The sequence below is a fragment of the Pseudomonas sp. DSP3-2-3 genome (assembly GCF_049898225.1).
Classification (GTDB): Bacteria; Pseudomonadota; Gammaproteobacteria; order Pseudomonadales; family Pseudomonadaceae; genus Aquipseudomonas.
Window position 1 is genome coordinate 1 of the sequence record NZ_JAFCXH010000013.1, and the last position, 20,971, is coordinate 20,971.

Below are 20,971 nucleotides of genomic sequence, written 5' to 3' on the forward strand. Positions count from 1 at the left end.
GATACCCGCTCGATCACCGAACCTGCCGGTGCGTTGGGCGTGGCCGGGATCAAAAAGTACGTCGAGCACTACGGCGTCAGCGGCCAGACCCTGGTGGCTATCGATTCCGGCGCCAACGTTAATTTCGACCGCCTGCGTCATGTGGCCGAGCGCGCCGAGCTGGGTGAAGGCCGCGAAGCCATCATCGCCGTGACCATCCCCGAGCAGCCGGGCAGTTTCAAGGCCTTCTGCGAAGCCATCGGCAAACGGCAGATCACCGAATTCAACTACCGCTACCACACTGACCGCGAAGCGCACATCTTCGTCGGCGTGCAAACCCATCCCGACACCGATCCGCGTGCAGCCTTGGTGGCCAGCCTGACCGAACAGGGCTTTCCGGTGCTGGATTTGACTGACAACGAACTGGCCAAGCTGCACATCCGGCACATGGTCGGCGGCCATTCCGAGCGGGTCAGCGATGAAGTGGTGTTCCGCTTCGAATTCCCGGAACGGCCGGGCGCGCTGTTCAACTTCCTCAACAAGCTGGGCGGTCAGTGGAATATCTCGATGTTCCACTACCGCAACCACGGCGCGGCGGATGGCCGGGTCATGGCCGGACTGGTGGTGCCTGAGGACGAACGACACCTGATCCCGGCGGCGCTGGCCGAGATTGGCTATCCGTATTGGGATGAAAGCGAGAATCCGGCTTATAAGCTGTTTTTGGGGTGAATGGGTGGTTGTGGGACCGGCTTTAGCCGGGAAGAGGCCGGTACATTCGCTAGACTTTCAGAGCCTGAACCTGCGCCTTCCCGGCTAAAGCCGGTCCCACGGGCTCATCTATTTCACTGGAGCACTCCGAAAATGGAACATTTCACCACGATCAAAATCCTCCACGTCGTCACCACTGTGCTGTTTTTGCTCAGCGCGCTGGGGCTGGCTGGATTCGTCATCAAGCAACGCCGTGCAGGCGATGCGAGCGTGCAAAACCGCTTGTTGCAGCGGCCGTGGCTGTTCGTCTGGTTGCTGATGGGGCTTTGTCTGCTGATCATGCCGATCAGCGGCTGGTGGCTGGTGCATTACGCTGGCTGGTCGCTGGGGCAGACCTGGCTGCTGGCGAGCAGCGTGCTCTACACCCTCGGCACGCTGAGTTGGGCGTGGCTGGTAGCGCGGCTCAATCGACTGCGCACCGCAGGCGGCGGTAAACCAGCGATCACTCTGGGTTTGGCAATCTTCAGCGCCGTGTGCTTTATCGCCATTGCCGGGCTGATGGGTGCGAAGCCGGTTTAGTGAGCAAGTCCCGGTTCACCTTGTGGGACCGGCTTTAGCCGGGAAGGCGGCATTTTTGACAGTGCAAATGCGTCGGCCTCACTGGCCTCTTCCCGGCTGAAGCCGGTCCCACAGGATCACATCCCATCCAAGGGCTGGGATCAACTGCGCAACGTAATCACTGGCCAACCCCGACTCTCGGCTTCGGCGCGCAGTTTCGGGTCGGGATCGACGGCCACCGGGTTGGCGACTTGTTCCAGCAGCGGCAGGTCGTTCAGCGAGTCGCTGTAGAAATAGCTGTCATCCAGATTGAAGTGGTTCTCTTCCAGCCATCTATTGAGCCGCGTCACTTTGCCTTCACGAAAGCAGGGTATATCGGTGGTGCGGCCGCTGTAGCGTCCGTCGATGACTTCACATTCGGTCGCCAGCAGGGTGTCGATACCCAGCCGCGCGACGATGGGGGCGGTGACGAAACGATTGGTTGCGGTGATCACCACGAGCTTGTCGCCAGCTTCGCGATGCATGGCGATGAGTTCCATGGCCTTGGGCAGGATGATCGGTTCGATGCAGTCGCGCATGAAGTCGCGGTGCCACTCGTCGAGTTGCGCCATATCGGTAGAACCGAGGATTTCCAGGCTGAAGTTCAGGTAATCGGTCAGATTCAAGGTTCCGGCCAGGTAATCCTGATAAAACGCGTCGTTACGCGTTTTGTAGACAACGGCGTCGAGGATGCCGCGCTCGCACAGGTAATCGCCCCATGCGTGATCGCTGTCGCCGCCCAAAAGTGTGTTGTCGAGGTCGAATAAGGCCAGACGCATGCAGTTACCCGCTGAAATTGCTGAAAAAAGAGCCCAAGAATACGAGGTTTTCACAAGTCTTCACATAACCTGCTAAGCCTCGTTGCTGCTTTGATCGCCTTTGTGGAACAATGCGGCGACATGCGTTTGCGAGGTTGTTGCCGTGATCGACCCCGATGGTTTCCGTCCAAATGTCGGGATTATTCTGACAAACGATGCTGGCCAGGTCCTATGGGCTCGGCGAATCAACCAAGATGCCTGGCAGTTTCCACAAGGCGGGATCAACCCTCAGGAAACGCCAGAAGACGCGCTTTACCGTGAATTGAATGAAGAAGTCGGGCTTGAGCGCGAAGATGTGCAAATTCTTGCCTGTACACGAGGCTGGTTGCGTTATCGTCTCCCGCAACGACTGGTCAGGACGCACAGCCAACCGCTGTGTATCGGCCAAAAGCAAAAATGGTTTCTCCTGCGCCTGGTCTCCAACGAGCAGCGGGTGCGGATGGATTTGACCGGGAAACCGGAGTTCGATGGCTGGCGCTGGGTCAGTTATTGGTATCCGCTGGGTCAGGTGGTGACATTCAAGCGCGAGGTGTATCGACGCGCACTCAAAGAGCTTGCCCCGCGCCTTTTATCGCGCGACTGACACGGAGTTCGACCCCGAGCCATGCTCAATACGCTGCGCAAGATCGTCCAGGAAGTTAACTCCGCCAAGGATCTAAAGGCGGCGTTGGGCATTATTGTGTTACGCGTAAAAGAGGCCATGGGCAGCCAGGTCTGCTCGGTCTACTTGCTCGACCCCGAAGCCAATCGTTTCGTGCTGATGGCGACCGAGGGTCTGAACAAGCGCTCGATCGGCAAAGTCAGCATGGCCCCGAACGAGGGCCTGGTCGGTCTGGTCGGCACCCGCGAAGAGCCGCTGAACCTCGAAAACGCCGCCGATCACCCACGTTATCGCTACTTTGCCGAAACCGGCGAGGAGCGTTTCGCCTCATTCCTTGGAGCGCCGATCATTCACCACCGTCGCGTGGTGGGCGTACTGGTCATCCAGCAAAAGGAGCGGCGCCAGTTCGACGAAGGGGAAGAAGCTTTCCTCGTGACGATGAGCGCGCAGCTCGCCGGCGTTATCGCCCACGCTGAGGCCACCGGCTCGATCCGGGGTCTTGGTCGTCAGGGCAAAGGGATTCAGGAAGCAAAATTTGTCGGCGTCGCCGGTTCGCCCGGTGCTGCCGTGGGCGTGGCCGTGGTCATGCTGCCGCCCGCCGATCTGGAAGTGGTGCCGGACAAGACCGTCACTGACATCGCCGCCGAGCTGGCCTTGTTTCAGACCGCCCTGGAAGGCGTGCGCGGCGACATGCGCACTTTGTCCGCCAAGCTCGCGACCCAGCTGCGGCCGGAAGAACGCGCGCTGTTCGATGTGTACCTGATGATGCTCGACGATGCCTCGCTGGGCAGCGAAGTGACCAATGTCATCAAGACCGGCCAGTGGGCGCAGGGCGCGCTGCGCTCGGTGGTCAGCGAACACGTCAAACGCTTCGAATTGATGGACGACGCCTACCTGCGCGAGCGCGCGTCCGACGTCAAGGATCTGGGTCGTCGCCTGCTGGCCTACCTGCAACAAGCCCGGCAACAGACGCTGGTGTACCCCGATAACACGATTCTGGTCAGCGAGGAACTCACGCCCGCCATGCTGGGTGAAGTGCCGGAAGGCAAGCTGGTCGGCCTGATTTCGGTCCTCGGCTCCGGCAACTCCCACGTCGCGATCCTGGCCCGCGCCATGGGTATTCCGACGGTTATGGGCGTGGTCGATCTGCCGTATTCCAAGGTTGACGGCATCGAGCTGATCGTCGACGGCTATCACGGCGAAGTCTTCACCAACCCCAGCGACATCATGCGCAAGCAGTTCGCCGAGGTGGTCGAGGAAGAGCGTCAGCTCTCCCAAGGCCTGGATTCCCTGCGTGAGTTGCCTTGCGTAACGCTGGACGGCCATCGCATGCCGTTGTGGGTCAACACCGGTCTGCTGGCCGATGTGGCCCGCGCGCAGCAGCGTGGCGCCGAAGGTGTTGGTCTGTATCGCACCGAAGTGCCGTTCATGATTAACCAGCGTTTCCCGAGTGAAAAGGAACAGCTGGCGATCTACCGCGAGCAACTGGCCGCTTTCCACCCATTGCCGGTCACCATGCGCAGCCTTGATATCGGCGGCGACAAGGCGCTGTCCTACTTCCCGATCAAGGAAGACAACCCGTTCCTCGGCTGGCGCGGCATTCGCGTCACCCTCGATCACCCGGAAATCTTCCTGGTGCAGACCCGCGCCATGCTCAAGGCCAGTGAAGGCTTGAACAATCTGCGAATTCTGCTGCCGATGATTTCCAGCACTCACGAAGTGGAAGAGGCCTTGCACCTGATCCACCGCGCGTGGGGCGAAGTGCGCGACGAAGGCACCGACGTGCCGATGCCGCCGGTTGGCGTGATGATCGAAGTGCCTGCGGCGGTTTATCAGACCCGCGATCTGGCGCGTCAGGTGGACTTCCTGTCGGTCGGCTCCAACGACCTGACCCAATATTTGCTGGCGGTGGACCGCAACAACCCACGGGTAGCCGACCTTTACGACTATCTGCACCCGGCGGTGCTGCAAGCCTTGCAGAACGTCGTGCGCGACGCCCATGCCGAAGGCAAGCCGGTGAGCATCTGCGGTGAGATGGCCGGCGATCCGGCGGCTGCGGTGCTGTTAATGGCGATGGGCTTTGACAGCCTGTCGATGAACGCCACCAACCTGCCGAAAGTGAAATGGATGCTGCGTCAGATCCACTTGAGCAAGGCCAAGGAATTGCTTGCGCAATTGATGACCAACGACAACCCGCAAGTCATCAGCAGCTCGCTGCAACTGGCGCTGAAAAATCTTGGGCTGTCGCGGATGATCAATCCGGGGTCGGTCAAGGGGCATTGATTCAATAACCACCGTAGGACCGGATTTATCCGGGAAGCGTCGGGGGCTGCCGACACATCTGCTGTGTCAGGAATTCCGCTTTCCCGGCTAAAGCCGGTCCCACACAGTCTGCACAGTTAAAGAACCAGCTCCACTTCCCCCAATCCCCCGCCATACGGCCCGAAACTGTGTTCGACGATGCGTCGGCTGCCATCGGCATTGACGATCAGCGCGGTGCTGGCGCGGGTGCCGTAGGTCGGGCTGGCGATGAAGATGCTGGAAAGCAGGGTTTCCGTGGCCAGACTCACCCCAGTATCCGGCAGGTCCGCGAGCGGTGCGGTGTCTGGATCGCCCAGCAATGTCAGCAGCGCCCCTGGTTGCGGGTCGTCCAGTTGGGCGTTCAATGCGGCCTTGGCCTTGATCAGCTTGGGCCATGGCGTGTCCAGCCCGGCGTTCGATAATCCGTAGACCCCCTCGCTCAATTGCTGTGGTTCTGGGTTCGAGCTATTGAGGTAATGCAGCGTTTGGCCATCGCCGACCAGCAGATTGAAGCCGCCGTACTCGTCTGCCCGGCCTGCCACTTCGAACAAATATTCTTCAATTGGCGCTTGGCCGGTCAAAAATTGCGCAACCAGTTCGCCCCGGGAGCGACGGCCCAAGGGCTGGTTAGGGTCGCGAATATTGGTCAGTGCGGCAAATCGCCCGTCGGCGCTGATGCCCAGCCAGGTGCCGCCCGCTTCCAGATCGCGACCTGCATAGACGTGCGGCGCATCGACCCATTGCGCCAACGGCTGGGTGGGACGCGCGTAGAATTCGTCACGATTGGCGGCAACAATCAGCGGTTGTGCGTGAGAAGGGCGCCAGGCAAAGACGATCAGACACATGCGGTACTCCTTTTTTCACCACTCTACGCATCCACCGGGCCGACATCCATCGTGCTGGTAGAGCGCGAGACCGTGCTCCGGTAACATGCCGTTCTCTTTTCGCGTGATCCCGCAGCGTTGCTGTTCAGCGTGGGTTTAAGTTTCCTGCTTTAGTGTGTTCTGGTTTAGTTGCTCGCAAGAGCGTTCGAATTTTTTGAGGAGTCGCAATGCTGCCTTACCCGCAGATTGACCCGGTCGCGGTGGCTATCGGCCCGCTGCAAATTCACTGGTACGGATTGATGTACCTGGTCGGCATCGGTGGTGCGTGGCTGCTGGCATCGCGTCGCCTGAACAGCTTTGATCCGACCTGGACCAAAGAAAAACTTTCCGACATGATTTTCTGGCTGGCCATGGGCGTTATCGTCGGCGGGCGGCTGGGTTACGTGTTGTTCTACGATCTGCCCGCGTACATCGCCAATCCGCTGCTGATTTTCGAAGTCTGGCGCGGCGGCATGGCGTTCCACGGTGGCTTCGTCGGCGTCATGCTGGCGGCCTGGTGGTTCGGTCGACGCAACGGTAAGTCGTTCTTTGAACTCATGGACTTCATCGCACCGTTGGTGCCGATTGGCCTGGGTGCCGGGCGTATCGGTAACTTCATCAATGCCGAATTGTGGGGCAAGCCGACCGACCTGCCTTGGGCCATGGTCTTTCCGCCGTTCAGCGATCCGGCGCAACTGCCGCGTCACCCGTCGCAGCTGTATCAGTTCGCGCTGGAAGGCGTTGCGCTGTTTCTCATCCTCTATCTGTTCTCGCGCAAGCCCCGCCCGACCATGGCTATTTCCGGGATGTTCGCCTTGTTTTACGGGATTTTCCGCTTCATCGTCGAGTTTGTCCGCGTGCCGGATGCGCAGCTGGGTTACCTCGCATGGGGTTGGGTCACCATGGGTCAGATCCTCAGCCTGCCGATGATCATCGCCGGTATCGTGCTGATCTGGCTGGCGTACCATCGCGCTGCGGGCAAGACCGCAGCGGTTTAACACCGAAACGCCGGGCGCGGCTGTCCGGCGGATTCATCGATGCAGGTAATTTATGAAGCAATATCTGGAACTCGTCGCTCACGTCATCAAGAACGGGACGCTGCAAGCCAACCGTACCGGCGTGAAGACCATCAGCTTTCCCGGCGCCATGCTGCGCTATGACCTGCAGGAAGGCTTTCCGGCGATCACCACGCGGCGCATGGCCTTCAAGTCAGCGATTGGCGAAATGGTCGGTTTCCTGCGTGGCGTGAATAACGCTGCCGAATTTCGCGAGCTGGGCTGCAAGGTCTGGGATCAAAACGCCAACGAAAACGCCCAGTGGCTGGACAACCCGTTCCGCAAGGGCGACGACGATCTGGGCGAGATCTACGGCGTGCAGTGGCGCAAATGGCCCGCTTACAAGCGCATCGACCTGAGCAGTCCGGCCGCCATCGAGCTGGCGCTGAGCCAGGGCTATCAGCAGATCGCCCAATCTGAAGAAAACGGCCAGGCTTACGTCGTGCTGTACAAGGCCATCGACCAGATTCGCCAGTGTGTCGACACGATCATCAAGGACCCGGGCAGTCGCCGGATTCTGTTCCACGGCTGGAATTGCGCGCAACTGGACGAAATGGCGTTGCCGCCTTGCCATTTGCTGTATCAGTTCCACCCGAATCAGGAGACCAAAGAAATCTCCCTGACCCTGTATATCCGCTCCAACGATCTGGGGCTGGGCACCCCATTCAACCTGACCGAAGGCGCGGCCTTGCTGAGCCTGATCGGTCGCCTGACGGGCTACACGCCGCGTTGGTTCACGTATTTCATCGGCGATGCCCATGTCTACGAAAACCACCTGGACATGCTCAACGAGCAGCTGACCCGCGAGCCGTTCCCGATGCCGAAACTGGTGATCTCCGAGCGCGTGCCCGAGTTTGCCAGGACCGGTGTTTATCAGCCGGAGTGGCTGGAGCAGATCGAACCCTCGGACTTCACCCTGGAAGGTTACCAACACCATCCAGCGATGACGGCGCCGATGGCGGTTTAACTGCTGGCTGGAATGAGGTGAATGTGGGAGCAAGCTTGCTTGCGAAGACGATTTTTCAGGCCCCAATATGTGTCGGGTGTAATGATCTCTTCGCGAGCAAGCTCGCTCCCACAATTTTGTGAAGCTCCCACCCCCTCAATGTCCATGACTCCTGCCCACATGGGAATGCTCTGATTCCAGCGTTGCCACGCCGCCGCTTACCTCCAGCCGATCCAGAATCCCGCAATGATCCGGCGCGCCTTCGCTGCAACGTTCACGCAGGTCGAGCAGTTGCGCCTGCAGGGCTTGCAGGCTGGCGATGCGGGTGTTGACGTGCTGGATGTGCTCGTCGATCAGCGCATTGACGCTTTCGCACTGGTCCTGCGGGCTGTCGCGCAAGTTGAGCAGGCTGCGAATCTCTTCCAGGGTCATGTCCAGGCCACGGCAATTGCGGATGAACGTCAGCCGCTCCACATGCGCCTGCGTATACAGCCGGTAGTTGCCATCACTGCGCGCCGGAGGCGGCAGCAGCCCTTCGCGCTCGTAATAACGGATGGTTTCCACCTGGGCGTCGGTCAGTTTTGCCAGCTCGCCAATCTTCATCTCGTCGATCCTGTTTTTGGTGCTTGACCCTATAGTGGCTACAGGGTGTTCACTTGGCAACAAGCAAGTCAAAGGACTGGACCATGAGCCAAGCGACCCCAATCGATCCGAAACACGAACATGCCGAACACGACCATTCGGCGCACGATCATGCCCATTCAGAACATAGCCACGCCAAGCACGAACATAGTTGCTGCTCTACGGACGCGGCACCCGCTGTCGTTACCTTCAGCGATGCACCAGCGTCTGGCGGTCGGCTGAGCAGTTTCCGCATCGAGCAGATGGATTGTCCTACCGAACAGACCTTGATCCAGAACAAACTGGGCAAGCTGGCCGGTGTGCAGAAGCTCGAATTCAACCTGATCAACCGGATGCTCGGCGTCTGGCACGAATTGCCGTCGACTGAGCCGATTCGTGAAGCGATCTCGTCGTTGGGCATGCAGGCCGAGCCGATTGAAGAGGGCGCCAGCGTTGATACCGCTTCGCTGCCGCCGGTGAAGAAACCTTGGTGGCCGCTGGCGTTGTCGGGCGTCGCCGCGCTGGCTTCAGAGGTGATCCACTTCGCTGACCTCGCGCCGAACTGGGTTGTTGCGCTGGTCGCCTTGGTGGCCATTCTCAGTGGCGGACTCACCACTTACAAAAAAGGCTGGATCGCCCTCAAGAACTTCAACCTGAACATTAACGCGTTGATGAGCATCGCCGTGACCGGTGCCGTGCTGATCGGACAATGGCCGGAAGCGGCCATGGTGATGTTCCTGTTTACCGTGGCCGAGTTGATCGAAGCCAAGTCCCTGGACCGCGCCCGTAACGCCATCGGCGGGCTGCTGCAACTGACGCCGGAAGTGGCGACGGTGCGCCAGGCTGATGGTCAATGGCTGGAACTGGGCGCGAAAAGCATCGAGCTTGGCGCCATCGTGCGGGTAAAGCCCGGCGAACGGATTGCCCTGGACGGCGAAGTGGTTTCCGGGAATTCCACCATCGATCAAGCACCGATTACCGGTGAAAGCCTGCCAGTCGAGAAGGCTGAAGGCGACAAAGTCTTCGCGGGCACGATCAATCAGTCGGGTTCGCTGGAATACAAGGTTACGGCCGCAGCCAACAACTCGACACTGGCGCGGATCATTCATGCGGTGGAAGCCGCGCAGGGCGCGCGCGCCCCGACACAACGCTTCGTCGACAGCTTTTCACGCATCTATACGCCGGCGGTTTTCCTGCTGGCGTTGGCCGTGGCGATCATTCCGCCGCTGTTCATGGGCGCAGTATGGTTCGACTGGATCTATCGCGCGCTGGTGTTGCTGGTGGTGGCGTGTCCGTGTGCGCTGGTGATTTCCACGCCGGTGACGATTGTCAGTGGCCTGGCGGCTGCGGCGCGCAAGGGCATTCTGATCAAAGGCGGCGTTTATCTGGAGATGGGCGAGAAGCTTGATTATCTGGCCCTCGACAAGACCGGGACCATTACCCACGGCAAACCGGTGCAGACCGATTACATCCTGCTCAAGGAATCCGCTGGCGAGTTGGTTCCGGCTGTCGTCGCCAGCCTGTCCGGACGCTCCGATCACCCGGTTTCCCAGGCAATCGCCCAGGCAGCAGAAAAGCGCCTGACCTTGCATGAGGTTACCGCATTGGAGGCGTTGGCGGGCCGTGGTGTGCGCGGCGAGATCAACGGCGAGGTGTATCACCTGGGCAACCACCGCCTGGTGGAAGAGTTGGGCCTGTGTTCGCCAGAACTGGAAGCGCAGCTCGATGTGCTGGAAAAACAGGGCAAAAGCGTGGTGTTGTTGCTGGATAACAGCGGCCCGCTGGCGTTGTTCGCCGTGGCCGATACCGTTAAGGACAGCAGCCGCGAGGCCATTGAGCAACTGCATAAGCTGGGCGTGAAAACCCTGATGTTGACCGGCGATAACCCGCACACCGCCAAGGCGATTGCAGCGCAGGTGGGCATCGATCAGGCGCAAGGCAATCTGATGCCAGCGGACAAGTTGCAGGCAATTGAGGCGCTGTACGCTCAAGGTCATCGGGTCGGCATGGTCGGCGACGGCATCAACGACGCGCCAGCCCTGGCCCGCGCCGAAATCGGTTTCGCCATGGCCGCTGCCGGGACCGATACCGCGATTGAAACTGCTGATGTCGCCCTGATGGACGACGATCTGCGCAAGATCCCGGCATTCATTCAACTGTCGCGCCGCACCTCGGCGATCTTGAAGCAGAACATCATCCTGGCGCTGGTGATCAAGGCGATCTTTTTGGTAGTCACCTTTGCCGGTATGGCGACCATGTGGATGGCTGTGTTCGCTGACATGGGCGTGAGTTTGCTGGTGGTGTTCAACGGGTTGCGGTTGCTGAAAAAATAAACAGCGAACTGTGGGAGCGAGCTTGCTCGCGAAAGCGTTGGGTCAGGCAATACTGTGCTGCCTGATGTATCAATTCGCGAGCAAGCTCGCTCCCACAGGTGAAATGCGGTCATCTCGTGGGACCGGATTTATCCGGGAAGGCGTCGGTGCAGACACCACATCTGTGGGTTGCCCCCAATAGAATCTCCCACAGGTTTAACGACCGTATTTAGTCTGTCCCCACGCGATTATCCCCTCCAGCAACTGCCGCAACACCACCCGCATCGGCTCGGCCAGATCAGGGCGGTAATGAAACGGCACAAATTCTTCCATGTAGGTGCTTTGGGTCAGTTCCAGTTGCACCGCATGGATATTGCTGGCTGGATCGCCGTAGTGACGGGTGATGTGGCCGCCTTTGAAACGGCCATTAAGCACATGGCTGTAATCGGTGGCGGCGGTGCAGATGGCTTCCACGCGTTGGCCTAACTCAGCATCACAACTGGCGCCGTTGAAGGTGCCGAGGTTGAAGTCCGGCAGGCGGCCTTCAAACAGGTGTGGGATATGTCCGCGAATCGAGTGGGCGTCGAACAGCAGCGCATAGCCGAACTCATCGCGCAGCCTTGCCAGCTCTTGCTCAATCGTCTGGTGGTACGGCGTCCAGATCTGCTCCAGATAACGCGCGCGCTCCTCGGCGCTCGGCTCCTGACCTTCCTTGAACAGCGGCACGCCATCGAACAGGATCGACGGGAACAGCCCGGTGGTCGCGCCGGCATACAGCGGTTTGTCGTCGGACGGGCGATTCAGGTCGATGACGAAACGCGAATATTCGGCCGCCAGGGTGCTGGCGCCCAGTTCGGCGGCGAAGTCATAGAGTTGCGGGATATGCCAGTCGGTGTCCGGCAGGCTCAGGGCCTCATCCACAAGACCGGCTTCGACCGCAGGCGTCAGATGCAATCCGGCGTGGGGCATGCTGATCAGCAGCGGCACGCTGCCGCGAGAAAATTTCAGAACGTTGTCCATCGGTCTCTCCTTAAATCAGGGATTCGACGCCGTGGCGCACGATGCGTTTGTCCAGATCACCGCCCAGCCAATAGGCCAGGTCGGCTGGGCGTTCGATGTTCCACGCCACGAAATCGGCGAACTTGCCCACTTCCAGCGAGCCATGAGTGTCGCTCATGCCCAGCGCCTTGGCGGCATTGATCGTGACGCCCGCGAGGGCTTCTTCGGGTGTCATGCGAAACAGCGTACACGCCATGTTCAGCATCAGGCGCAGGGACAGCGCGGGAGACGTGCCGGGGTTGAGGTCGCTGGCGATGGCGATATCGACGCCATGTTTGCGCAAGGCGTCCATGGGCGGCAGCTGGGTCTCACGCAGGAAGTAATAAGCGCCGGGCAGCAGCACCGCGACGGTTCCGGCTGCGCCCATGGCGATGGCGTCGGCTTCGGTCATGAATTCCAGATGGTCCGCCGACAACGCGTGATAGCGCGCCGCCAGACTGGAGCCGGCCAGGGAGGACAATTGCTCGGCGTGCAGTTTCACCGGCAAACCCAATTGACCCGCCGTGATGAACACCTGCTCGACCTGCGCGGGGGAAAACGCCAGGTATTCGCAAAACGCATCCACGGCGTCGACCAGCCCTTCATCGGCCAACGCGGGTAGCATTTCGCTGCAAATGTGATTGATGTAATCGTCGGCTCGGTCGGTGTATTCCGGCGGCAAGGCATGAGCGGCCAGACAGGTGCTGCGCACGGTGATCGGCAAGGTGTTGCCCAGGCGACGGATGACCCGCAGCAACTTGCGCTCATTGGCCAGATCCAGACCATAGCCGGATTTCATCTCGACCGTGGTCACGCCATCCTTGAGTAGATGCCGCAGGCGATTTTCGGCGCTGGCATACAGCTCGTCTTCGCTGGCAGCGCGAGTCGCACGCACGGTGCTGGCAATGCCGCCACCGGCTGCGGCGATCTCGGCATAGCTCACACCTTGCAGACGCTGCTCGAATTCGCCGCTTCGATTGCCGCCGAACACGGTGTGCGTGTGGCAATCGATCAGCCCCGGCGTCACCCACGCGCCGTTAAGATCAACGACGCTCTCGTAGTCCGACTCGACCAGCTGCGTTTGCGGCCCGATCCATTCGATACACGCTCCAGAGGTCACGATGGCGGCATCCTCGATGATCGAGTACTTGCCTTGCGCCATGCTCGCCACATGGCAGTGCTTCCAGAGCGTTTTCATTCGGGTCTCCGAGGCTATCGAGTGGGGGAAGGTTTCTTTTGATTATGGATGCCGGGTTTGATCCAGGCGTTATAAGCGACCACCAGCAAGACAACCCAGACCGCACCGACGATCAGCGCCGCGCGGTTATCCGGGAAGTAGCCCAGCACGCCGAAGATGAACAGCATGAAAACGATGGCCGCTGCCGGAGCGGCCGGCCAGAACGGCACCGGGAATTTCAATCGCGCGACTTCTTCGCGACTCATGGCGCGGCGCATCGCCACTTGCGTCAGGAGGATCATCAGCCAGACCCAAACCGTAGCGAAGGTCGCCAGCGACGCGATCAGCAGGAAAACGTTTTCCGGGATCAGGTAATTGAGCAGCACTCCGCCCAGCAAGGCGATGCCCATCACCAGCACGGTCATCCACGGCACACCCTGTTTCGACAAACGGGAAAAGCTTTTTGGCGCCTGACCCTGCTGGGAAAGACCATACATCATGCGACCGGCACCGAAGATATCGCTGTTGATCGCCGAAACCGCTGCGGAAATCACCACGATGTTGAGCAGCGCGGCGGCCCACGGAATGCCCAGGCTGGAGAAAATCTGCACGAACGGGCTGTTGGCCTTGGTGATTTGCGACCAGGGAAATAACGACATCAGCACAAACAGGGTTAGCACGTAGAACAGCAGGATGCGCAGCGGCACGGCATTGATGGCGCGCGGGATTGTGTGTTGCGGATCTTGCGCTTCACCCGCCGTGATGCCGATGATTTCGATCCCGCCAAACGCGAACATCACCACCGCGAAACAGGCGATCAGGCCGCCGATGCCGTTGGGCATGAAGCCGCCGTGGCTCCACAGGTTGCTGACGCTGGGCACGGTTTCTGCGCCGGTCAGCGTGACGCCGAACAGCAACAGGCCAAAGCCGGCAACGATCATCGCGACAATGGCGCTGACTTTGAGCAGCGACAGCCAGAACTCGGTTTCGCCGAAGACTTTCACGTTGCACAGGTTCAGCGCGCCGATCAGGAACACGATGCTCAGCACCCAGATCCAGCGCGGCACATCCGGAAACCAGAAACCCATGTAGATGCCGAAGGCGGTCACGTCGGCGAGGCAGACGATGATCATTTCAAAGGCGTAGGTCCAGCCCAGGACGAAGCCCGCCATCGGTCCCAGATACGTGCTGGCGTACTCGCTGAACGAGCCCGCTACCGGATTGTGTACCGCCATTTCGCCCAGGGCGCGCATGACCATGAACACTGCTGCGCCGCCGATCAGATAAGCGAGCAGCACCGCTGGCCCAGCCATCTGAATGGCCGAGGCCGAACCGTAGAACAGCCCGGTGCCAATGGCCGATCCCAGGGCCATGAAGCGAATGTGACGGGCCGACAGCCCGCGTTTCAAACCTTGTTGTGACGTCATTTCCAATCCAATTCCGTTCTTTCCAGCGAACTGCCAGTTGCTCAAGGCGGCAAGGATAACCGTTTGGCTGCGTTGCTCGAATCGGCGCTGTGTCGGGTGTCGCCTGGCTGACATCCGGTGTCACGGATGTCTATACGTTTAGTTTGACTGGACTGGCCCCCACAGGAACCAGTTCCGCCAGCACAGTCTCCAACAACGCTTCACTCTTCAACAATGCCGCGCTGGCGGCGATGTCCGGCGCTAGCCAGCGGTCTTCGTCGTAGGCCGGGACGTGTTCGCGCAGCAGGCGCCAGGCGGCGTCGGTGCCGACGCCAAAGCGTTGCCCTTTGAAGAATTCGAACGCCTGGGCCGCCAGCAAATATTCGATGGCCAGAATCTGCGTGGCGTTATCCAGCACCCGATGCAGTTTCAGCGCCGCGTTGGTGCCCATGCTCAGGTGATCTTCCTGCAAGCCGGAGGTCACGTAATTGTCGGTGACCGCCGGTTGCGCCAGTTGCCGGTTCTCCGCGCACAGCGAAGCGGCGACGTACTGGACGATCATCATCCCGGAGTTCACCCCCGGCTGGCTGACCAGAAACGCTGGCAAACCGCTGACCGTCGGGTTGATCAGGCGATCCAGGCGGCGCTCGGCGATAGAGCCCAGTTCCGCCACGGCAATCGCCAGCAAATCCGCCGCCATCGCCACGGATTGACCGTGCGGGTTGGCCTGGGACACCACGCGATATGCTTCGGGCGTGCCCAGCACCAGGGGATTATCAGTCGCAGAATTCAGCTCGATTTCGATCTGCCGGGTGGCATGGGCCAGTTGATCGCGAGTGGCGCCATGCACCTGCGGAATCGAGCGAATGCTCAGCGCGTCCTGGGTGCGAATGCCCTTACTGTTGGCAAGCACTTCGCTGCCATCGAGCAGGCTGCGCAGGTTGCTGCCGACGATTTGCATGCCGGGATGCGGTTTAAGCGCGATGATTTCTGGGTCGAAAGCATTCAGTTGGCCACGCAGGGCTTCGAAACTCATGGCGCCGACCACATCGGCCCATTGCGTCAGGCGTTGCGCATCGGCGATGGCCAGGCAGCTCAAACCGGTCATGCACGGCGTACCGTTGACCAGACATAAGCCGTCCTTGGCGCCGAGGACCACCGGGCTCAGGCCTTCAGCGTCCAGCGCCTGCAAGGCTGGCATGACGTGGCCGCGATAGCTGACGTTGCCGACGCCCAGCAGCGCGATGCCGATGTGCGCCATGTGCGTGAGGTAGCCGACCGAACCCTGGGATGGCACCTGCGGGGTAATCTGCCGATTGAGCAAGGTCAGCAGGGCTTCAACCACTTGCCGATGCAGCCCGGACTTGCCCTGGCTGTAATTGATGATCGCCGCGCAGATGATCGCTCGGGTCTGTTCGTCGGGCAGCGCGGTGCCGACGCCACAGGCATGGCTGAGCAGGGTATTGCGTGACAACTGGCTCAACTGCTCGCCATGCAGCGAGACGTTGCACAACGCGCCGAGCCCGGTATTCACGCCATACGCGCGTTCGCCGCTGGCGACGATGCACTCGACGATGGCCTGAGCATTGTCGATCCGCGCCCAGGCGCCGGCCGACAGGCTCAAGTGCGCGCCGTTACGGGCCACGGCGACCACATCCTGCCAACGCAGCGGGCCTTCGTCGATTACGATTTCTTCAACTGGCAACATCTCGAACGTCCTTACAAAATGACCGCACGGCGCTGCACGAAACGATCTACGTAATCATCTGCAGGGGAGTGGAGGATTTCTTTTGGGGTGCCAACCTGAATCAACCGGCCATCCTTGAGGATCGCGATCCGGTTGCCGATGCGCACGGCTTCGTCCAGGTCGTGGGTGATGAACACGATGGTTTTCTTCAGCGCGCTTTGCAGTTCCAGCAACTGGTCCTGCATTTCGGCGCGGATCAGCGGATCGAGGGCGCTGAAGGCTTCGTCCATCAGAATGATATCGGTGTCCGCCGCCAAGGCTCGCGCCAGACCCACCCGTTGGCGCATGCCGCCGGAAAGCTGATGCGGGTATTTGTTCTCGTAGCCTTTAAGGCCCACGGTGCTGATCCAGTGCAGCGCGCGTTCGGCGCAATGCTCTTTGCTTTCGCCGCGAACTTTCAGGCCGTAGGCGACGTTGTCCTGCACGGTCTTGTGCGGCAGCAGGCCGAAGCTCTGGAACACCATGCTGATCTTGTGCCGACGGAATTGACGCAAGGCTTCCATGTCGTAGGTCAGAATGTTCTCGCCATCGACGAGGATTTCGCCGCTGGTTGGATCGATCAGCCGATTGAAGTGGCGCACAAGGGTCGATTTTCCGGAGCCGGAAAGGCCCATGATGACGAAGATTTCGCCGCTGCCAATGGACAGCGACAGGTCGTTTACGCCAACCACGCAGCCCGTCTGCGCCAGGACCTGATCCTTGCTCTGGTTCTGGCGGACCATGTTCAGTGCGTCCTGGGCACGGCTGCCGAAAATCTTGTAGACGTTCTTGACCACGATTTTATTCGGTTCGACGCTCATCATTTGTTCGCCTCATGCCGTGGGCGGCCATAGGCCTGAGTGATACGGTCGATCACCACCGCGAGAATCACGATGGCCAGACCGGCTTCCAGCCCGCGCCCGACGTTGAGTGTCTGAATCCCTACCAATACGTCTTCGCCCAGCCCGCGAGCGCCAATCATCGAAGCGATCACCACCATCGACAGCGCCATCATCGTGGTCTGGTTGATCCCGGCCATGATGCTCGGCAAGGCCAGCGGCAGTTGCACGCCAAACAGTTGCTGCCAGCGATTGGCGCCGAATGCGTTGATCGCTTCCATCACCTCGCCATCGACCTGCCGGATGCCCAGATCGGTCAGGCGAATCAGCGGCGGCGCGGCGTAGATCACCGTGGCGAAAATCGCCGGAACCTTGCCCAGGCCAAACAGCATCAGGACCGGGATCAGGTACACGAAGCTGGGCATGGTCTGCATGATGTCCAGCAGCGGCATGAGTATCGAGCGCAGGCGATTGCTGCGCGCCGACAGAATGCCCAGCGGAATGCCGATGACCACCGAAATCAACGTGGCGACCAGCATCAACGCCAGGGTCTGCATGAGTTTGTCCCACAGACCAACCGCGCCTACCAGAAACAGCAGGCCGACGATGACGGCGGTGGTGGTCAATTTGCGGGTCGCGTGCCAGGCAATGCCGCCGACGATGGCGAGCAATACCCACCAAGGCGCGATGCGCAGCAAACCTTCGAGACGGACGATGGCCCACAGCAGCGTGTCGGAAATGTGCCGGAACACGTCGCCATAATTGGTGACCAGCGCGTCGACCCAGTCATTGACCCAGTTGGCGATGGAGAACGTGAAGCTTTCGGGGAACATAAAGGTGCTCTCTGAACTGGATTGCGGTTGATCTGTGGGACCGGCTTTAGCCAGGAAGACGCTGGTACATTCACTGCACTTCTTTCGTCAGTTATGCCGCCTTCCCGGCTAAAGCCGGTCCCACAAAGCTTTGCCCTTACAACGAAGCATCAACCTTCTTGGCCGCTTCTGCGCTGACCCAGGCGTGCCAGACTTCAGGATGTTCCTTGAGGAAGATCTTCGCCAGCTTCGGCGACTCGATGCGATCCTTGGTCATGCGCGCCAGGTTCTGGTTCAGCAAATCGATAGGGATGTTGACCTTTTCCATCACCGCCACCAGTTCCGGGGCCTGTTCATGGAAGGCTTTGGACAGGCCGACCTTGATGTCGATGGTCTTGTTCACTCCGGCTTTTTCTTCAAGACGAACCATGTCCACCTGACCCATCAGCGGCGTCGGCGACCAGTAGTACGTCAGGATCGGCTCGCCACGTTTGTAGCTGGACAGAATCGCTGCATCCAGCGCCGGGCCGGTGCCTGGGCGGAAGTTGGTGTACTTGCTTTCCAGGCCGTAGCTCTTGAGCATCTCGGAGTTTTCCAGCTCGCAGGTCCAGCCGGCCGGGCAGTTGTAGAAGCGGCCCTTGTCAGGCTCTTCGGCGTCCTTGAACAGGGTCGAATACTGGGCCAGATCGCTGATTGACTTGAGGTTCGGCGCCTTGGCTTCCAGCTTGCGCTTGGCATCGCCTTCGATCACATAGCGCGGCACGTACCAGCCTTCAATCGCGCCTTTGACCGGCGAGCCGACACCGACGACTTTCCCGGCTTTCTCTGCTTTGTTCCAGACTTCGCTGCGGCCTACCCATTCCTCGGCGAACACCTGAATGTCATTGGTGCTCAAGGCGTTTTCCATGGTGATGGAATTGCCCGGCAGACTGTCGACTTCACAGCCGTAGCCTTTGTTCAGGACAACCTGCAGCACGTCGGTCAGCAGCATTGCGCTTTCCCAGTTCAAACCGGCGAATTTCACCGGCTTGCCGGACTCGCACCAGCCAGCTGCCTGGCTTGCACCGGCGGCGGTGAGCATTCCCAGGCAAAGCGTCGTGGAAAGCAGGGCCTTGTTCATTTTCATTATTGAAGCTCCGAGTCAGGAAATGGGATTGGCAGTTTCCGATCAAAAACAGGCATCCGGCCTGACGCTTGGACACTTGATGGTCCTGAGCGTTGTGTCCCTTGCTGGCGTTACGGCATCGAACTGGTGGGACCGGCTTTAGCCGGGAAGGGGCCAGTACATTCGCTGCATTTTTTGCGGCAGATGTATCGCTTTCCCGGCTGAAGCCGGTCCCACATCTTCAGCTGCCAACCATCGGCAGGTTCAAGCCCTTCTCGTTGGCGCAATCAATAGCGATCTGATAACCCGCATCGGCGTGACGCATCACGCCAGTCGCCGGGTCGTTGTGCAGCACGCGGGCGATGCGTTCGGCGGCTTCGTCAGTGCCATCGCAGACGATGACCATGCCTGAATGCTGCGAGAAACCCATGCCGACGCCGCCGCCGTGGTGCAGCGAAACCCAGGTCGCGCCGCTCGCGGTATTGAGCAGGGCGTTGAGCAGCGGCCAGTCGGACACTGCATCGGAGCCATCCTGCATGGATTCGGTTTCACGGTTCGGGCTGGCGACCGAGCCGGAGTCCAGATGGTCGCGGCCGATCACCACCGGCGCCGACAACTCGCCGCTACGTACCATTTCGTTGAACGCCAGGCCGAGCATGGCGCGCTGGCCCAGGCCAACCCAGCAAATCCGCGCCGGCAGACCCTGAAACGCAATGCGCTCGCGGGCCATGTTCAGCCAGTTGTGCAAGTGAGCGTCATCCGGGATCAGCTCCTTGACCTTGGCGTCGGTCTTGTAGATATCTTCCGGGTCGCCGGACAATGCCGCCCAGCGGAACGGTCCTACGCCACGGCAGAACAACGGACGAATGTAAGCGGGAACAAAACCCGGGAAGTCGAAGGCGTTTTCCACGCCCTCTTCCTTGGCCATCTGACGAATGTTGTTGCCGTAGTCGAAGGTCGGAATACCCATTTTCTGGAACGCGAGCATGGCTTCGACGTGTACCGCCATGGATTGCTTGGCGGCTTTCACCACGGCGGCCGGTTCGGTCAGCGAGCGGGCGCGGTATTCGTCCCAGCTCCAGCCCTTTGGCAGATAACCATTGAGCGGGTCGTGGGCGCTGGTCTGGTCGGTGACCATGTCCGGCCGTACGCCGCGACGCACCATTTCCGGGAGAATGTCGGCGGCATTGCCACACAGCGCAATGGAGATTGCCTTGCCTTCCGCAGTGTATCTGGCGATGCGCGCGAGGGCGTCGTCCAGGTCCACGGCTTGCTCGTCGACGTAACGGGTCTTGAGGCGGAAATCGATGCGGCTCTGCTGGCATTCAATATTCAGCGAGCTGGCACCGGCCATGCCTGCGGCCAGCGGTTGCGCACCGCCCATGCCGCCAAGGCCTGCGGTCAGTACCCACTTGCCCTTGAGGCTGCCGTTGTAATGCTGGCGACCGGCCTCGACGAAGGTTTCGTAAGTGCCTTGCACGATGCCCTGGCTGCCGATGTAGATCCAGCTGCCGGCGGTCATCTGGCCATACATCGCCAGGCCTTTGGCATCCAGTTCGTTGAAATGCTCCCAGCTCGCCCAGTGCGGTACCAGGTTGGAGTTGGCGATCAGCACGCGCGGCGCGTTGCTGTGGGTTTTGAACACGCCGACCGGTTTGCCGGACTGAATCAGCAGGGTTTCGTCGTCATTCAGGTTGGTCAGGCTTTCGACGATCTTGTCGTAGCATTCCCAATTGCGCGCGGCGCGCCCGATGCCGCCATAAACCACCAATTCCTTGGGGTTCTCGGCGACTTCAGGGTCGAGGTTGTTCATCAGCATGCGCAACGGTGCTTCGGTCATCCAGCTTTTGGCGGTGAGCTGGGTGCCACGGGCAGCACGCACTTCGACGTCACGGTAGCGGGTCCAGTGTTGGTTATTCTCGGTCACGAACGAACTCCTCAGCGATCAATCCAGCCCCGCCATCAGTCGGCGAGCGGGCAATTGGGGTAAGCACGGCGCAGGCATCGTTTGACTGTAGCAGGGGTCATTCGACGCACTTGGCTTTACTTGTACATACAAGCATATGC

At 60.2% G+C, this 20,971-nt stretch carries 17 protein-coding genes and 1 pseudogene; 7 read left to right on the forward strand and 11 right to left on the reverse strand.

The genetic code is table 11. The features are described 5' to 3' along the window. Positions 1-708: pseudogene (locus ACP7E4_RS16210) on the forward strand (threonine ammonia-lyase, biosynthetic); the annotation flags it as partial. 132 nt (positions 709-840) lie between these two features. Continuing rightward, complete coding sequence (locus ACP7E4_RS16215) at positions 841-1,266, forward strand: DUF2269 domain-containing protein (protein WP_426115991.1); 426 nt, start codon at positions 841-843, stop codon at positions 1,264-1,266. A 140-nt stretch (positions 1,267-1,406) separates the two neighbouring features. Here ACP7E4_RS16215 and ACP7E4_RS16220 read toward each other — a convergent pair whose 3' ends face one another. Continuing rightward, the gene (locus tag ACP7E4_RS16220) at positions 1,407-2,063 is read right to left on the reverse strand and encodes an HAD family hydrolase (protein WP_426115993.1); all 657 of its coding nucleotides are present in this window, start codon (positions 2,061-2,063) and stop codon (positions 1,407-1,409) included. Positions 2,064-2,205: 142 nt separating this feature from the next. On the opposite strand from ACP7E4_RS16220, the gene ACP7E4_RS16225 reads away from it, so the two are divergent. Both ACP7E4_RS16225 and ptsP read left to right on the forward strand, forming a co-directional pair. Further along, a complete protein-coding gene (locus ACP7E4_RS16225; protein WP_020293475.1) occupies positions 2,206-2,685 on the forward strand; it encodes an RNA pyrophosphohydrolase in 480 nt (159 codons plus the stop codon). Positions 2,686-2,706: 21 nt separating this feature from the next. Continuing rightward, a complete protein-coding gene (gene ptsP / locus ACP7E4_RS16230) occupies positions 2,707-4,986 on the forward strand; it encodes a phosphoenolpyruvate--protein phosphotransferase (protein WP_065831657.1) in 2,280 nt (759 codons plus the stop codon). A 116-nt stretch (positions 4,987-5,102) separates the two neighbouring features. Here ptsP and ACP7E4_RS16235 read toward each other — a convergent pair whose 3' ends face one another. After that, positions 5,103-5,849: an NRDE family protein gene (locus ACP7E4_RS16235; RefSeq protein WP_426115996.1), complete on the reverse strand. Its 747-nt coding sequence runs from the start codon at positions 5,847-5,849 to the stop codon at positions 5,103-5,105. 206 nt (positions 5,850-6,055) lie between these two features. Between ACP7E4_RS16235 and lgt the strand changes: the two genes are divergently transcribed. Both lgt and ACP7E4_RS16245 read left to right on the forward strand, forming a co-directional pair. Further along, positions 6,056-6,865 (forward strand): prolipoprotein diacylglyceryl transferase, encoded by an 810-nt coding sequence (lgt, locus tag ACP7E4_RS16240; RefSeq protein WP_065831655.1) that lies wholly within the window; start codon positions 6,056-6,058, stop codon positions 6,863-6,865. 52 nt (positions 6,866-6,917) lie between these two features. After that, positions 6,918-7,889 carry a thymidylate synthase gene (locus ACP7E4_RS16245; protein ID WP_426115998.1) on the forward strand — a complete coding sequence of 324 codons (972 nt, stop codon included), beginning with the start codon at positions 6,918-6,920 and terminating at the stop codon, positions 7,887-7,889. A gap of 135 nt (positions 7,890-8,024) precedes the next feature. On the opposite strand, the gene cadR is transcribed toward ACP7E4_RS16245, so the two are convergent. Then, on the reverse strand, positions 8,025-8,471 hold the full coding sequence (gene cadR / locus ACP7E4_RS16250) for a Cd(II)/Pb(II)-responsive transcriptional regulator (RefSeq protein ID WP_426116000.1): 447 nt from the start codon (positions 8,469-8,471) through the stop codon (positions 8,025-8,027). Between the two features lie 83 nt (positions 8,472-8,554). On the opposite strand from cadR, the gene ACP7E4_RS16255 reads away from it, so the two are divergent. Next, positions 8,555-10,822 (forward strand): heavy metal translocating P-type ATPase, encoded by a 2,268-nt coding sequence (locus tag ACP7E4_RS16255; RefSeq protein WP_426116002.1) that lies wholly within the window; start codon positions 8,555-8,557, stop codon positions 10,820-10,822. A 195-nt stretch (positions 10,823-11,017) separates the two neighbouring features. Here the strand turns inward: ACP7E4_RS16255 and hutG are convergent, their stop codons facing one another. From hutG to hutU, 8 genes are all read right to left on the reverse strand, one after another. Next, entirely contained in the window at positions 11,018-11,821 is an 804-nt protein-coding gene (gene hutG, locus ACP7E4_RS16260; protein WP_426116004.1) for an N-formylglutamate deformylase, read from the reverse strand. A gap of 10 nt (positions 11,822-11,831) precedes the next feature. Continuing rightward, positions 11,832-13,037 (reverse strand): imidazolonepropionase, encoded by a 1,206-nt coding sequence (hutI, locus tag ACP7E4_RS16265; protein ID WP_426116006.1) that lies wholly within the window; start codon positions 13,035-13,037, stop codon positions 11,832-11,834. Positions 13,038-13,051: 14 nt separating this feature from the next. After that, positions 13,052-14,443, reverse strand: coding sequence for an amino acid permease (locus ACP7E4_RS16270; RefSeq protein ID WP_426116008.1), 1,392 nt, complete (start codon positions 14,441-14,443; stop codon positions 13,052-13,054). 130 nt (positions 14,444-14,573) lie between these two features. Continuing rightward, positions 14,574-16,130 (reverse strand): histidine ammonia-lyase, encoded by a 1,557-nt coding sequence (gene hutH, locus ACP7E4_RS16275; RefSeq protein WP_426116010.1) that lies wholly within the window; start codon positions 16,128-16,130, stop codon positions 14,574-14,576. 11 nt (positions 16,131-16,141) lie between these two features. Beyond that, positions 16,142-16,972 carry a quaternary amine ABC transporter ATP-binding protein gene (locus ACP7E4_RS16280; RefSeq protein ID WP_426116012.1) on the reverse strand — a complete coding sequence of 277 codons (831 nt, stop codon included), beginning with the start codon at positions 16,970-16,972 and terminating at the stop codon, positions 16,142-16,144. Continuing rightward, entirely contained in the window at positions 16,969-17,820 is an 852-nt protein-coding gene (locus tag ACP7E4_RS16285; RefSeq protein ID WP_426116014.1) for an ABC transporter permease, read from the reverse strand. The genes ACP7E4_RS16280 and ACP7E4_RS16285 overlap by 4 nt, the downstream gene beginning before the upstream one ends. 136 nt (positions 17,821-17,956) lie before the next feature. Next, positions 17,957-18,925: an ABC transporter substrate-binding protein gene (locus ACP7E4_RS16290; RefSeq protein WP_426116016.1), complete on the reverse strand. Its 969-nt coding sequence runs from the start codon at positions 18,923-18,925 to the stop codon at positions 17,957-17,959. Positions 18,926-19,145: 220 nt separating this feature from the next. Continuing rightward, positions 19,146-20,831 carry a urocanate hydratase gene (gene hutU / locus ACP7E4_RS16295; protein ID WP_426116018.1) on the reverse strand — a complete coding sequence of 562 codons (1,686 nt, stop codon included), beginning with the start codon at positions 20,829-20,831 and terminating at the stop codon, positions 19,146-19,148. Between the last annotated feature and the right edge of the window lie 140 nt (positions 20,832-20,971).